The 14,284-nt window shown below is 58.9% G+C and carries 13 protein-coding genes; 9 read left to right on the forward strand and 4 right to left on the reverse strand.

Annotation, left to right across the window (positions count from 1 at the left end; genetic code table 11):
• Nucleotides 1–281: 281 nt before the first annotated feature.
• From DOM27_RS14025 to DOM27_RS14035, 3 genes are all read right to left on the reverse strand, one after another.
• A complete protein-coding gene (locus DOM27_RS14025) occupies nt 282–1,316 on the reverse strand; it encodes an SMP-30/gluconolactonase/LRE family protein (RefSeq protein WP_110656746.1) in 1,035 nt (344 codons plus the stop codon).
• 99 nt (nt 1,317–1,415) lie between these two features.
• Nucleotides 1,416–2,000, reverse strand: coding sequence for a lipocalin family protein (locus DOM27_RS14030; protein ID WP_110656748.1), 585 nt, complete (start codon nt 1,998–2,000; stop codon nt 1,416–1,418).
• A gap of 129 nt (nt 2,001–2,129) precedes the next feature.
• Entirely contained in the window at nt 2,130–2,570 is a 441-nt protein-coding gene (locus DOM27_RS14035; RefSeq protein WP_110656750.1) for a hemerythrin domain-containing protein, read from the reverse strand.
• A 214-nt stretch (nt 2,571–2,784) separates the two neighbouring features.
• Here DOM27_RS14035 and DOM27_RS14040 point away from each other — a divergent pair, with 214 nt between their 5' ends.
• The gene (locus DOM27_RS14040; RefSeq protein ID WP_110656752.1) at nt 2,785–4,554 is read left to right on the forward strand and encodes an IlvD/Edd family dehydratase; all 1,770 of its coding nucleotides are present in this window, start codon (nt 2,785–2,787) and stop codon (nt 4,552–4,554) included.
• Between the two features lie 96 nt (nt 4,555–4,650).
• On the opposite strand, the gene DOM27_RS14045 is transcribed toward DOM27_RS14040, so the two are convergent.
• Nucleotides 4,651–5,379, reverse strand: a complete 729-nt coding sequence (locus tag DOM27_RS14045; protein ID WP_110656755.1) for a GntR family transcriptional regulator — start codon at nt 5,377–5,379, stop codon at nt 4,651–4,653.
• 341 nt (nt 5,380–5,720) lie between these two features.
• Here DOM27_RS14045 and DOM27_RS14050 point away from each other — a divergent pair, with 341 nt between their 5' ends.
• The 8 genes from DOM27_RS14050 (at nt 5,721) to DOM27_RS14085 (ending at nt 14,243) form a co-directional block, all read left to right on the forward strand.
• A complete protein-coding gene (locus tag DOM27_RS14050; protein ID WP_110656757.1) occupies nt 5,721–6,701 on the forward strand; it encodes a tripartite tricarboxylate transporter substrate binding protein in 981 nt (326 codons plus the stop codon).
• A gap of 32 nt (nt 6,702–6,733) precedes the next feature.
• Nucleotides 6,734–7,228: a tripartite tricarboxylate transporter TctB family protein gene (locus DOM27_RS14055; protein WP_110656759.1), complete on the forward strand. Its 495-nt coding sequence runs from the start codon at nt 6,734–6,736 to the stop codon at nt 7,226–7,228.
• 83 nt (nt 7,229–7,311) lie between these two features.
• Entirely contained in the window at nt 7,312–8,820 is a 1,509-nt protein-coding gene (locus DOM27_RS14060; protein WP_110656762.1) for a tripartite tricarboxylate transporter permease, read from the forward strand.
• Nucleotides 8,821–8,874: 54 nt separating this feature from the next.
• On the forward strand, nt 8,875–9,996 hold the full coding sequence (locus DOM27_RS14065) for a mandelate racemase/muconate lactonizing enzyme family protein (protein WP_110656764.1): 1,122 nt from the start codon (nt 8,875–8,877) through the stop codon (nt 9,994–9,996).
• 90 nt (nt 9,997–10,086) lie between these two features.
• Nucleotides 10,087–11,010 carry a dihydrodipicolinate synthase family protein gene (locus tag DOM27_RS14070; RefSeq protein WP_110656766.1) on the forward strand — a complete coding sequence of 308 codons (924 nt, stop codon included), beginning with the start codon at nt 10,087–10,089 and terminating at the stop codon, nt 11,008–11,010.
• Between the two features lie 51 nt (nt 11,011–11,061).
• Nucleotides 11,062–12,231: an alpha-hydroxy acid oxidase gene (locus DOM27_RS14075; protein ID WP_110656768.1), complete on the forward strand. Its 1,170-nt coding sequence runs from the start codon at nt 11,062–11,064 to the stop codon at nt 12,229–12,231.
• Nucleotides 12,232–12,628: 397 nt separating this feature from the next.
• Complete coding sequence (locus DOM27_RS14080; protein WP_245392729.1) at nt 12,629–13,057, forward strand: type 2 periplasmic-binding domain-containing protein; 429 nt, start codon at nt 12,629–12,631, stop codon at nt 13,055–13,057.
• Between the two features lie 40 nt (nt 13,058–13,097).
• The gene (locus tag DOM27_RS14085; RefSeq protein WP_223162356.1) at nt 13,098–14,243 is read left to right on the forward strand and encodes a hypothetical protein; all 1,146 of its coding nucleotides are present in this window, start codon (nt 13,098–13,100) and stop codon (nt 14,241–14,243) included.
• Nucleotides 14,244–14,284: the final 41 nt, after the last annotated feature.

Consider the following 14,284-nt stretch of genomic DNA (forward strand, 5'->3'; position numbering starts at 1 on the left):
CTTGAATGACGAACGAGGGCAAGGGGAGCAATAAGTTCGGCACGGTAGACTCTCGCCGATTTTCGGCTGCTATCAATGAGCGGCCAGCTTACCCCGTTGGCGGTCTCCGGCAAGTCGCCTCGTCGATACGCTGAAAAAACGCGGTACGATCATGAAAGCGCAGTTCTTGAAATTTTGGCTGTGAAGTCTTTTTTCCTGTCTTCCGTTACGGGAAGGCGTCTTGCGGTGTTTGATCCGGCTAGCCGGATCCATGCACCACTCGCTCAGGAGTCCGTCAGGCTTCAGGCAAGCCCACGGGTTCCGGTATAGAGGGTGTAGATCGAACGGCTGGCGGTCATCAACAGCCGGTTGCGATGCTCGCCGACGAAACACAGGTTGGCGCACACCTCCGGCAACAGGATTCTGCCGATTCGATCTCCGTTGGGTGCAAAGATCGATACGCCATCATGACCCTTGCCACCCGAAACCGCGGCCCAGAGATTGTCGTCCTGGTCGAGAGTGATGCCATCGTAGGTTTCGGTGTCCTTGCTCGACACCACGGTTTCGTGGTTGCTGAGCGATTGGCCATCCTGAGAGAGCGCCCAGCGTGACACCGTCGCCGGCCGATCCGGAAAATGTGAAGGCGCGGTATCGCTGACGTAGAGCCGGCGCTTGTCGCTGGATAGTGCAATACCGTTGGGTTTGCCCGGTTCGTCGGTCAACAGCTTGGGCGCGTCCAGCGTGTCGTCGATGTAGTAAACCGCCGGTTTGAGCGCCAGAGGACGCTTTTCGCCTTCATAATCGACGTGGGCGCCGTATCCGGGGTCGGTGAAGATCACGCCATCGTTGGGCAGAACTACCAGATCGTTGGGCGCGTTCAGGCGCTTGCCCTGAAAGTGACTGGCCAGCACGGTCGTGGTGCCATTCCATTCATAACGCACGACTCGCGCTGGCGAATGTTCGCAGGCGATCAGGCGGCCATGATGATCGAACGCGTTGCCGTTGGAGTGACCGACGCCTTCGCGCAGCACGCTGACCTGGCCGGTCATCTCGTCCCAGCGCATCTGCCGGGCACGGGGAATATCGCTGAAGACGGCGTAGCGGCCGACCGCGTTCCAGGCTGGGCCTTCCAGCCACAGGCCGTCCGACCAGTGACGCTCGAGCGGAGTATTGAAGAGGTAATAAGGTTTGAAACGGTCATCCAGCACCTGCCAGGCCTCGTCCGGATAGCGAGCGGGAGGCGCGCCAGTCGTCTGAGCGAGAAGGCCGGGCGAGAAAGCAACGGCTGCGCCGATCAAGGCAGAATTGCGCAGTAGCTGTCGACGATCGAGGGTCATTGGCAGGCTCCGAGTCAGAATGCTGTACCCACTATAGAACGCTTGCCGGAGGGTGCGAGATAGGAGCCTTGAACGTCGACCAAAGCATGAGCGTCCGGTTCAGCCGGACACTTCTCCGATATTGCCGGTTCGCTGGCAGGTTTCCGGATCCTGGGAGACCTGAACCAGTTCATCGACCGGGAACTCGAGTTCGCGTGCCTGAGAGATCAGAGCCGCATACGTGGGTTCGTCCAGCGTCGGGTCTCGTGAAAGTATCCACAGGTAGTCTCGGTCCGGTCCTGCGACGAGTGCATGTTGATAACTATCGTCCAGCGACAGCACGCTATAGCCCGCGTAAAACGGGCCGAAGAAGCTGACCTTGAGATGGGCGACACTGGGATCGCCGACGAAACTGGCTTGACCCTCGGCACTTTCCCAGCGCTGCTCGACCGGATCGTAGCCGCGATTGATGACGCGAATATCGCCATCGTCACGACGGCTGTAATCAGCGGTGACGCATTCGAGTCCCTCTTCGAAACCGTGGTCCAGGCGGGCGATCTCGTACCACTGACCCAGATAATGGTCGATCTGGAAGTCGCTGACCGGCTGCGTTCCCTCGGGGATGCCCGTGCACCCAGCCAATAACGTGAACGGCGCAAGCCAGGTCAGACGGGAATAATGCGGGAGTTTTGTTGGCAACAGCATGAATATCTTTCCTTTTACGGCTGTTGCTGAGAGTTCCTCGATGAGAAAAAGTTGCATCCGATATCGCCGGATCCTGAGGGAAAAGCGCGACGACCGCTCTGGCTGGAGCGGTCGAGAGGTGTCCGTCATTCAGTTGGCTTCTCGGGCTTCCATTTCCTGCCGATAGGTCTTGGCCAGGGCAACTTTCTTTGCATCGTCCAAGGCCCGGCCTGCCAGCTGGAAAACTTCCTGCTCCTCTTCATCGAGATGATGCGTCACCAGATCCTGGAGCTTCTTGGCGCTGGCCAGCCAGCCGGGAGAGTCGTATTCGGTGCCTTCCAGCGCCTCGATCAGCTCGTCGATCTCGTGATGCTCGGCAACGCTGTGACGCGCCTTCTCCTGCGTCATGTCGTGCTCCATCATCGGAATGTAGAGCGCGCGCTCTTCCGCGACGGCATGATTCTCGAGCTCGGCGCGCAGACGCTTGAACAGCTCGTCGCGACCTTCGCTGTCGCCGTGGGTCTTGACCAGCAGGTCCAGCAGGCGGCGCTGCTTGTCGTGGCTCTCACGCAGGTCTTCAAAAAGCGTCATCTTCTTCATCCTTGTATCACGGTCCTGGCGGGTGTCGGCAACGGGTCAGGGCCGCTGCCACAGACAAGGTTAGGTGATATGGGCAGCGGCTGCTAAATCCTTCATGACTATCCTGTCGCGAGGGCAGTTACGGCTTAAGTCGGATGTCCATGGCTCTCCAATTGTGGTTATTTACGTCAATAATATTATCAATAATATTGACGACGAGGGTGCCATGGCAGACGAGCCTAATAACGAGCAGCACGGCGAGCAAAACGACAAGCCGGATGACGAGCGGCAGACCGGGCTCAATCAGGGTCTGGTCAACTATGGCGACGCCGGATTTTCGCTGTTTCTACGCAAGGCGTTCATCAAGGGGGCGGGTTACAGCGATGATGCGCTCAACCGTACTATCGTCGGCATCGCCAACACGGGGAGCGGCTACAACCCCTGTCATGGCAACATGCCGCAACTGATCGAGGCAGTGAAACGCGGGGTGATGCTGGAGGGTGGACTGCCGATCGAATTCCCCACCATCTCGATCGCCGAGAGTTTTTCCACGCCCACCAGCATGTACCTGCGCAACCTGATGTCGATGGATACCGAGGAGATGATTCGGGCCCAGCCGATGGACTCGGTGGTGCTGATCGGCGGCTGCGACAAGACGGTGCCCGCCCAGTTGATGGGCGCCGCTTCGGCCAATCTACCCATGCTCGAGCTGGTGACCGGCGCGATGCTGACCAGTGGCCACCGTGGCGTCCGCGTGGGCGCGTGCACCGACTGTCGTCGCTACTGGGGCATGTATCGTGGCCAGGAGATCGACGATCAGGAGATCGAAGAGGTCAACGCCAAACTGGTCGGCAGTGTCGGCACCTGCTCGGTCATGGGGACGGCCAGCACCATGGCGTGTATCAGCGAAGCGCTGGGCATCGCCTTGCCGGGCAGCGCCTCGCCGCCAGCGGTGACTGCGGATCGCATGCGCGTCGCCGAGGCGACGGGTCGGCAAGCCGTGATCAACGCGCGAGCCCGTGTGACGCCGGACAAGATCCTGACCGAAAAAGCGTTCGAGAATGCGCTGCGGGTGTTGCTGGCAATCGGCGGTTCGACCAACGGTATCATTCATCTGACCGCTATCGCCGGACGTATGGGCATTGATATCGATCTCGCGGCTTTCGATCGCATGAGTCGAGAGACGCCGGTGCTGGTCGATCTCAAGCCGTCGGGCCAACATTATATGGAGGATCTGCATCGTGCCGGCGGGTTGCCGACCGTACTGCGCGAATTGAAACCGCTGTTGCATCTCGACGCCATGACCGTAACTGGCCGCACGCTGGGAGAAGAGATCGATGCGGTGCCGACGTTCGAGCAGCAGGTGGTGCACCGATTCGATTCTCCGCTCTATCCGGCGGGGGGGATCGCCTTCGTGCGCGGCAACCTGGCGCCGGATGGCGCGATCATCAAGCAGTCGGCGGCCGATGCCAGACTGATGGAGCATGAAGGGCGCGCGGTGGTGTTCGAAGACGCCGAGGACATGGCCGCGCGCATCGACGATCCCGAGCTGGACGTAACACCGGAGGACGTTCTCGTGCTCAAGCGGATCGGCCCAGTTGGGGCACCGGGTATGCCCGAAGCGGGTTATCTGCCGATCCCGCGCAAGCTGGCGCGGCAAGGCGTGCGCGACATGCTACGAATCTCCGACGGCCGCATGAGCGGCACGGCGGCGGGCTCCATCGTGCTGCACGTGACGCCGGAAGCCGCCTTGGGCGGGCCACTGGCACTGGTCGAGAACGGTGACAGGATTCGTCTGAGTGTGAGCGAAAGACGACTGGAGCTGCTAGTCGACGACGCAGAACTTGCACGTCGTCGGGAAGGCTGGAGACCGATTGCCCTGACTGCCGAGCGGGGGTATCGCAAGCTGTTTCTCGAGCAGATAACTCAGGCGGATCAAGGCTGCGATTTCACCTTCCTGCGCCCGCCGAACATCCAGCGCCGCGTACCAAAATGATGGGGGCCGCGCTTGTGGCGGCCCTTCAGTCAGTTTCGAATATGCAATTCTTGCGAGCCGGGTTCTGACGACTCGGTTCTTTCACGCGCTGAGCCCTCAGCCGCCTTCTCTGAGCCGATAGAGATGCAGATAACGCTCTTTCGACGGTTGGAGATGTCGGTAGCAAAGGCGATGCAGTTCGGCGCGATCCTGCCGCTCGAGCGCGTCGATCATGGCGAGGTGTTCGTCGCGAGCGAGCAGGATGGACTGTCGGTCGGTGGTACCGATGAAACGAATGGCATGCGCCTTCTGGGCGAACTCGTTGATCGTGTCAGACAGATACTCGTTGCCGCAGGCCGCGAACAGCGTGCGGTGGAAGGCGATGTTTTGATGGAACACCGCGCTTAGGTCTCCGTTCTCCACGGCCGCGCTGTGCTGTGCCTGAATCGCAGTCAGTTCGTTGATCAGCGAGGAGGGAGCCGGCATCGGAATACGGTCGGCGGCCGCCTCTTCCAGCAGTTCACGCATGACGTAGATCCCCTCGACCTCGTCTGGCGTATAGGATTTGACGAAAGCACCACGATTCTTGATGCGTTCCACCAGTCCGGCGTTCTCGAGCTGAAATAGCGCCTGACGCACCACATGGCGCTTGCCGGCGAAGCGTTGCATCAAGTCTTCCTCGACCAGCCGCTCCTTCGGGTGCGCCCGATTCAGCACGATATCCTCTTCGATGGCCGAGACGATATCGGCGACGCTCACCGCCTCGGCGATCATCTCAGTGTTTTCGTCGGCGAGGCGTCGGCCAGTGTCGGCGGTGGTGGGTTTGGCGATGTCTCGCTTTGGCATGAACGTGTTCCCGTCATGATGAAATTTCCGGCACTCGGTCCGTCATTGTCTTCAGCAGGGCGGGGGTGGAGCAAGTGCCTCGCCTCTGCGTGAGAGAACCTTGTTTGCAGAAATGCTGATTGCAGAATCGATTCTTCCCATCGATATCTCGAATAAGGCTCATTTTGCAGCCGTTGCCGACATTTTGTACGACGTTAGTGCTTTAGTCTCTATTGTTGTCAAGATTATTGACAATATGATTGATAAATTACTACGTTCTCTCTGGCACGACAACGACGACCCAGCACGAAGACGATCAAGCACGACAACGATAAACAGACTCCGTCAGAGAGGAATCGATCATGCACGCCAAAGCCCTTCGCCACTGGCTAACGATCACCGCCATGGCCATCAGTCTCTCCCCCTTGGCGCAAGCCGCCGATTACGTGGGCGGTGACGAGATCACCGTACTGCAGGGATTCAAACCCGGGGGTGGTAGTGATGCCCTGGCTCAGCTTGTGCAGCCGCGCCTGAGCGAGATCCTCGGTGTCGACTTCGTCAATGAGTACATGCCGGGCGCCACTGGCGCCATTGCCTGGACTCGATTGGCCAAACAGTCGCCCAAGAATGGCGGCACCATCAGCATCACCAACACGCCGATGCTGATGACCAACTACATCATGAACGATGCCATCACCTATAAGACCGATGAGTTGACCCCGATCGCCAATGTGGTCACTGACCCGGGCATCGTCGTCGTCAATGCCGACAGTCCTTATCAGACCATCGAGGATCTTTTCGAGGATGCCGAGCAGAATCCAGGCACGGTAACCATCGGCAACTCCGGCGTGGGGGGGGACGATTTCTTTACCACCATTCTGCTCGAGCAGGCCAAGGGTCTGTCGCTCAAGAAGGTTCCGTTCCAAGGTGACGGCCCCTCCGCGACGGCGGCCATGGGCGGCAAGATCGATGCCAGCTTCAACAACGTCGGCAACGTCTACGGCCAGATTCAGTCCGGTAACTTGCGCGCACTGGCCGTCTTCTCCGAGAAGCGTCTGACCAGCCTGCCTGACGTACCGACCATGAAAGAGAAGGGCGTTGATGTGGTAGCGGGCTCTTCGCGTGGTTACAGCGCACCGGCGGGCATTCCCGACGAGGCCCGTCAGCAGTTGATCGAGGCATTCGAGACCCTGGCCAAGGATCCCGATTTCCAGGCCCAGGCGGAAAAGCGTGCCATGAATCTCGACGTCGTTACCGGCGATGACTACCGCGCCATGATCGACCAGATGGAAAGCGACTATCGCGGCATCTGGGAATCGGTCAAGGACGAAGTCGGCCGCTGAGTGGCTGACGAACTATCGAGGAGGAGGACGCCATGAATGTCAGTCGTTTGCTGCTGGGGGTGTTTGGCATCGCCTTGGCCGGCGTCTTCTTCTTCGATGCCAGCCAGTACCCTCGGGCCGCCGCCCAGATGCCGATGATCTATGCGGTGGCCGTGGCGCTGCTGTCGTTGGCGATGGTCGCCAGCGAGCTGCGGTTTCAGCGTCGTGCATCGGCCTACCGTGAAACGGGAACGACCAAGGTGCATGACGCCGTAGCGTCGGATGAAGCGAACGACGCGTCGCCGGCGCCTCGGCGCTGGGCGGCGGTCGCTGCCATTTTTCTGCTGGCGGTGGCGTATGTTGCGGTGATGACGACGCTCGGCTACGTGCTTGCCACGGCGCTGTTCATGGCCCTGGCGCTGGCGATTCTGCGCACCGTGAAGTGGACCTTCGCGCTGATCGGGGGCGCGGTCCTGATCGGCATGGTCTGTCTGGTGTTCGTGCAGTTCCTGGGCCTGCCGATTCCGCTGCTGCCAAGCTTTTTATAAGTGTTCATCAAAGAGAGCTTGTAAGCATTCGCCACAACCGGCGGCCCACGTTGCTCAAATCGAGCGCAGGAGAGTAGACGCGCATGGATTCCTCTTTGGTAATGATCGGCCTGGCCAATGTGCTAAGCGTCAACAACATTGCCTGCATCCTCGGCGGCACGCTGCTGGGGCTGTTCGTCGGGGCAATGCCGGGGCTTTCGGCGACGATGGCGTTGGCTTTGCTGTTGCCGCTGACGTTCAGCTTCGATCCGGCGACAGGGCTGAGCATGCTGGCCTCGCTCTACGTCGGAGCCTCTTACGGTGGCTCCATCGCCGCGATTCTGCTGCGCACGCCCGGAACACCATCGGCGGCGGCGACCGTCCTCGATGGCTTTCCGTTGTCGCAGCAGGGCCGTGCCGGCGAGGCGCTGGGGGTGTCGCTGTTCGCGTCGTTCTTCGGCGGGCTGCTGAGTGGCATCGCGTTGCTGACGGCGGCGCCGCTACTCGGCACGCTGGTGCTCGAGTTCGGTCCGATCGAGCTGTTCGCGATTGCCGTGCTGGGCATCACGATCATCGGCTCGCTGGCTCAGGGTTCGGTCATCAGTGGCTTGCTCTCCGGCGGGTTGGGGCTGTTGCTCAGCACGGTCGGGATGGACCTCACCACCGGCACGCCGCGCATGACCTTCGACCAGATCAATCTGTTCGGCGGGATCGATTTCACGGTGGCATTGATCGGGCTGTTCTCGGTGCCACAGGCGCTGACCCTGATCGAGAACTCCCATCAGGGTGGCAAGGTGGCCAGCCGCATTACTGACCGGCTGATGCCGCGGTGGAGCACCATCAAGCAATTGATGCCCAATATCCTGCGCTCCAGCGGTATCGGTATCGTCGTGGGGCTGATTCCCGGCACCGGTGGCGATACTGCCAGCTGGTTTGCCTATAACGAGGCCAAGCGCTTCGCCAAGGACAAGAGCCAGTTCGGTAAAGGTGATATCGCCGGGGTCGCTGCGCCGGAGTCTGCCAATAATGCGGTCGTCGGTGGCGCACTGATTCCCACCATCGCATTGGGGATACCGGGAAGCTCCTCCACGGCGATTCTGCTGGGGGCGCTGATGGTGCAGGGCATTCTTCCAGGTCCCAATCTGCTGACCGATTATGGCGATGTCACCTATACCCTGATCTGGGCGGTGATTCTCGCCAACATCGCGCTGCTGGTGGTGGGGTTGGCGTTCACCAAGATGAGCGTGTCGGTTACCAAGATTCCTGATGGCTTCATTGCCTGCGCGATTCTGACGCTCTGCATCATTGGCGCCTTCGCCATCAACAACAGTCTGTTCGATGTCGGGCTCATGCTGGGCTTCGGTCTGTTTGGCTATTGGATGAGCAAGGCCGGCGTCTCGCCGGCGCCGATGGTGATCGGCCTGATTCTGGGACCGGTGATGGAAATCAGCTTCCAGCAGTCGATGCTGATCGGCAACGACAGCTTCGGTGTCTTCCTGGAAAGTCCGATCGCCACGGTTCTGCTGATTCTGGCGCTGCTTTCGATACTCCAGGCAACGCCTGTCTTCCGCTGGCTGCGTATGCCGTTCAAGCGTCGCCTGAAACAGGGCTGATCCGTCTGGATTCGTCCCCTCTATTTTGCCTACGACTCTTGGGAGAAACGATCGATGGCCAGAATTACCGATGTGCAGGCGCGTACGGTCAATGTCGCGCTGGATAACCCGACCAGTTTTTCCAATCGACAGGTATTCAAGCGCGACTATGCGCTGGTCAAGGTGACTGGCGACGACGGCGTCAGCGGCATTGGCTTCTGCTATGGCGGCAACAACGCCGGCCATCTGGTGACGCAGGCAGTGCGCGATCTGCTCAAGCCCGTACTGATGGGGCAGGATACCCATCGTGTCGAAGGGCTGTGGCAGGAGATGTACCAGGAAAGCTTGCTCCATGGTCGCACCGGTTCGGTGATGCGCGCCTTGAGCATTCTCGATGTGGCTCTGTGGGACCGCAATGCCCGCGCCGCCAGCCTGCCCCTTTACAAGTTTCTTGGCGCCAGTGACGAAGAGAGTGTGGCGGCCTATGCCAGCGGTGGTTATTACCTCGAGGGCAAGACGCCGGCCAAGCTGGCGGAGGAGATGACGGGCTACGTCGACAAGGGCTTCAAGGCGGTCAAGATGAAAGTGGGGCGCGAAGATCTGGCCGGCGAAGAGGCGCGGCTGGCGGCCGTTCGCGAAGCCATCGGTCCCGACGTGCTGCTGATGATGGATGCCAACAATGCCTGGCGCGATCTTCCTTCGGCCCTGGCATTCGCGCGGATGGCCGAGCCCTATTCCCCCTACTGGATCGAAGAGCCGTTCAGTCCCGACGATATCGACAATCACCGTCGTCTCGCCGAGCGCACGCCGATCCCGGTGGCGACAGGCGAGATCGAAGCCGGTCGCTGGCGGTTCAAGGAGCTGCTGGACAAGGAAGCGGCGATGATTCTGCAGACCGACGCTGCGGTCTGCGGCGGGGTGACGGAATTCCGTCGTATCGCGGCCACGGCGGCCAGTTATGGCGTGGAAATCTGCCCGCACTGGTTCCATGATCTTCACGTGCATCTGGTCGGTTCGACGCCGAATGCACCTTTCGTCGAATTCTTCGCCGACGATCAAGTGCTTAACTTTCGTAGGCTGATCGATACGCAACTGACCTTCCGCGAGGGGCGCCTGCATCTACCGCAGACGCCGGGATTGGGATTCGACTTCGACGAAGACGCATTATCCCGCTACGCCGTCGAGCCCTGGTCCTGATTCGATCGCTATCGGACGGCGGACCACGGTCCACGGTTTTCACTGCCTGTCATACGGTTTTTACATTTGCCCAGCCAGAGGTCAGCACCCATGTCGCCGAATGCGCCCTGCGGTACCGTACTCTCACCGGTCATCACGCCTTTTCGCGATGATCTTTCCCCTGATGCGGCGCGCTTCGTCGATCATTGCCGCTGGCTGATGGCCAACGATGTCGGTCTGGCAATCTTCGGCACCAATTCCGAGGCTAACTCGCTGTCGGTGCAGGAAAGAGTCGGCCTGCTCGACCAGCTGGTCGCGGCGGGACTCGATACCTCCCGACTGATGCCGGGAACCGGCTGCTGCTCGATACCCGACAGCGTGACCCTGACCCGACATGCCGTCAGTCAAGGAGTCGGGGGCGTGTTGATGCTGCCGCCTTTCTACTACAAGGGCGTTTCGGAAGAGGGGCTGTTTCGGTTCTACTCCGAGGTGATCGAACGCGTCGGCGATGACCGGCTGCGGCTCTACCTCTATCACATTCCGCCGGTCGCCCAGGTGCCCATCGGCCTGGGCCTGATCGAACGCTTGCTGAAGCGTTATCCCGAGGTCGTGGCGGGAATCAAGGACAGCTCCGGCGACTGGGCAAATACTCAGGCTGTCATCGATGCCTTCGGCACGCAGGGGTTCCGTGTCTATGCCGGTAGCGAGCGCTTCCTACTGCCAACGTTGCGAGCTGGCGGCGCCGGCTGTATCAGCGCCACGGCCAACGTCAATCCCCGCGCGATTTCGGCACTGGGCGGCAGTTGGCAACAGGAAGACGCCGATGCGCGTCAGCAGGCGCTCAACGAGATTCGGGATATCTTCGAGAGCGTGCCGATGATTCCGGCGCTCAAGGCCGCGACGGCGCATTTCAGCGGTGACCCCGCCTGGGACCGTCTGCGCCCACCGTTGATCTCCCTTGACGACAGTCAGCGCGACACGTTGCTGGCAGCGCTGACGCAGTGCGGTTTCGCGATGCCAGGCCTGGCAAGATAATCGCTACCCTCGTATCGTCGATTTCCTCTCTCCCGCGATTAAGGATCGCCCGTGACGCGCCAACAACGCCGCTTGTCCCGTATACGTAATTTCCTGGACCTCGAACGCGCCGGCAAACGCCATCTTCCCCGGCCGCTTCACGGATACGTTGCCAACGCGGCGGAAGACGGTAAAAGCCTGGCTGCCAATCGCGCGGCCTTCGACGACTACAGTTTCCTGCCGCGGGCGCTGACCGATGTCTCCCGCATCTCGCTTGAAACCGAACTGCTGGGCAAGCGCTACGCCGCCCCGTTCGGTATCGCTCCCATGGGAATCAGCGCGCTTTCCGCTTACCGAGGTGATCTGGTGATGGCTAGAGCGGCGGCTCAGGCCGGTGTGCCGATGATCATGAGCGGCTCGTCGCTGATCCCGATGGAAGAGGTGGCCAGAATCGAGGGCGCGGATTGGTTCCAGGCCTATCTGCCAGGGGATCGGCCCGGGATCGAGGCGTTGATTGCTCGCATTCAGCGAGCGGGCTTTCGCAATCTGGTCATCACCGTCGATTACGCCGTACCGCCCAATCCGGACAACAACCGACGCAGCGGTTTTTCATCACCGATCCGCCCGAGTGTTCGCCTGGCACTGGATGGGCTGGTCAAACCGCGTTGGCTCTACGAAACGTTTTACAAGACGCTTCGTCATCACGGCATTCCGCATTTCGAAAACAATCACGCGACCCGGGGAATCCCGGTCATCTCGCGCCACGTCAATCGCGACTTTTCAGGGCGCACGCATCTCGACTGGGATTATCTCGCGATGGTGCGAGAACGCTGGCCGGGCAACCTGATCGTCAAGGGCATCCTGCATCCCGAGGATGCCAGGCGCGCCAAGGCGCAAGGCGTCGACGCCATCATCGTGTCCAACCATGGCGGCAGGCAGCTGGACGGCACGATAGCACCCCTACGTATACTTCCCGAAGTGATCGACGCGGTCGGAGACTTTCCTGTCATGATCGATAGCGGCTTCCGACGCGGTACCGATGTTCTGAAAGCCTTGGCCTTGGGCGCTCGCTTCGTCTTCTTCGGCCGTCCCTTCAATTACGCGGCTGCCTACGCCGGCGAAGCCGGCGTCAGTCATGCGATCCGATTGATGCAGGACGAGATCACGCGGGACATGGCTCTTCTCGGCATCACGGAAATCCGGCAAATGGATATGAGTCGCATGCGAACAGCTCGTGAGTGACCCTCTTTACGACATCCCATATCGTCGACTGTCGCCAAATGGCATCAATGACTAATATGACAGGTGGGCGATCTGCAACGATATGAGTATGCTGTGAAATAAGTCGCCTGAGGTGGTCGGACGTTGCCGCGGATTGCGTGCGCCAGGATCAGGTGGCGAATAACGACGTAACGCCAGGGAACAGCTATTGACTGGAGGTGAAGTCTGGTGGCTTATCCAGCGAGATAACAATCGTTGCTGACGCTATTCCTGACATGCCAGATGCCCCAATCTGCCACACTGTGCGATGAACTGAAGTACCGTCGTTCGGTATCCTTCAGATTGAGTCGATTTCGAATCGGGGTTTGTCTTTGACGATGGCAATGACAAAAGCACGCGTGTCACGGGGGCATGACGCATGCGGCGGATGCTGACCGGAGGCCTATTGCTACTCGCGCTTGTCTCGTTCGGCAGCCGCGGAGATGAGTTGGCGGTCATCATTATTGCCAATCCCGCTGTGCAGCAATCTTCCCTGCCGCTGGAAACGCTCAGGGCCGTCTTCGCGATGCGGCAAAGAACTCTGCCTGGCGGGCAAGCCGTACACGTCTTCGTCCTGCCCGATGACAATCCGGTTCATGAAGAATTTTCCAAGAAAATCTTGGGTGTTTATCCGCATCAATTACGATTGGCCTGGGACCGCGCGGTGTTTTCCGGAACGGGGCAGGCGCCCAACGAGGTTGAAGACGAGGCGGATATGCTCGAAGCCGTTGCCTCTACCCCGGGTAGTATCGGGTATATCAAACAATCAAGCCTGAATGATCAGGTTCGGGTGCTCGACATTGAATAGATTGAATCCTTTCTTGATCGCTGCTAACGCGGCGGTATCCATGTTGTTGGCCGCCAATGCCCATGCCGTAGAGATGTCGGATACCTTTCAGGTTCACGGCTTCATGAGTCAGGCACTCATCGTGACTGATCATAACGATTTCTTCGGCCCGAGTAGTGACGGAGGCGGCAGTCTGGAATATACCGAGCTGGGGTTGAATGCCTCTTTCCGTCCTTTGAACAACGTGCTCGTGGCAGGCCAGCTTCTTGCGAGGCAAGCTGGTGATATCCAAGAGTTAAATGATATAGAACTTGATTATGGTGTCATTGATTATCAGTTTTATAGCAGCTCTAATATGACGTCGGGGGTGCAGCTGGGACGATTTAAAAACCCGCTTGGCCTCTACAATCAAACGCGAGATATCGCTATCACGCGCCCTAGTATACTGCTGCCTCAGTCTATTTACTTTGACCGTACCAGAAAGCCCGCATTATCTGCTGATGGTGTGAGTGGTTATCTTGAAAAGCCCTTAAATAATGGCGTATTGAGATTTCAAATTGGTGCGGGTAAACCTCGCATGGATTCGCAGTCAGAAGTGTCGGCTTTTGGCAGGGATGACCTCGGAAGCTATTCTGGGAAAACATCCTACATTGGACAGCTCCGTTATGAACATGACGGCGGTGGCATGATTTTAGCGATGACTTACGCTAATGTTAATGCTCGATTAGACTCTAAGCCGTCTGGCCCGGGATCAGGGCGCTTTTCATTCCAACCTTGGATATTTTCTTTCCAATATAATAGGGAAAGTTGGTCTGTGACGAGCGAATATGCCCTCAGGCATGTCAAATCAAGCGGATTTTCTGAGCCTTACAACTACGAAGCAACAGGAGAAAGTTGGTATATTCAATTTACTCGTCGCCTGAGTGCTGATTGGCAGTGGCTAGTGAGATATGATTCATTGGTGACGAATAAAGCGGACCGCGCTGGAAGTGACTACGAAGAGAGAACGGGAAGGCCTGCTTACACGAGGTATGCTAAAGATTGGACGACCGGATTGCAATGGCAACCATACTCTCGATTTTTGATTTCTTCTGAATTTCACAATATTGAAGGAACTGGTTGGGTGCCGTTCCAAGATGCATCAGAAATTAGTTCTCAGGAGAAATACTGGAATATGTTGCTTTTTCAAGTTTCTTACTTCTTTTAAGCAGGTTGTTGATCACTTTAGGGCGTACTGAGATGCACGCA

The organism is Salinicola halimionae, from assembly GCF_003206065.1.
Classification (GTDB): Bacteria; Pseudomonadota; Gammaproteobacteria; order Pseudomonadales; family Halomonadaceae; genus Salinicola; species Salinicola halimionae.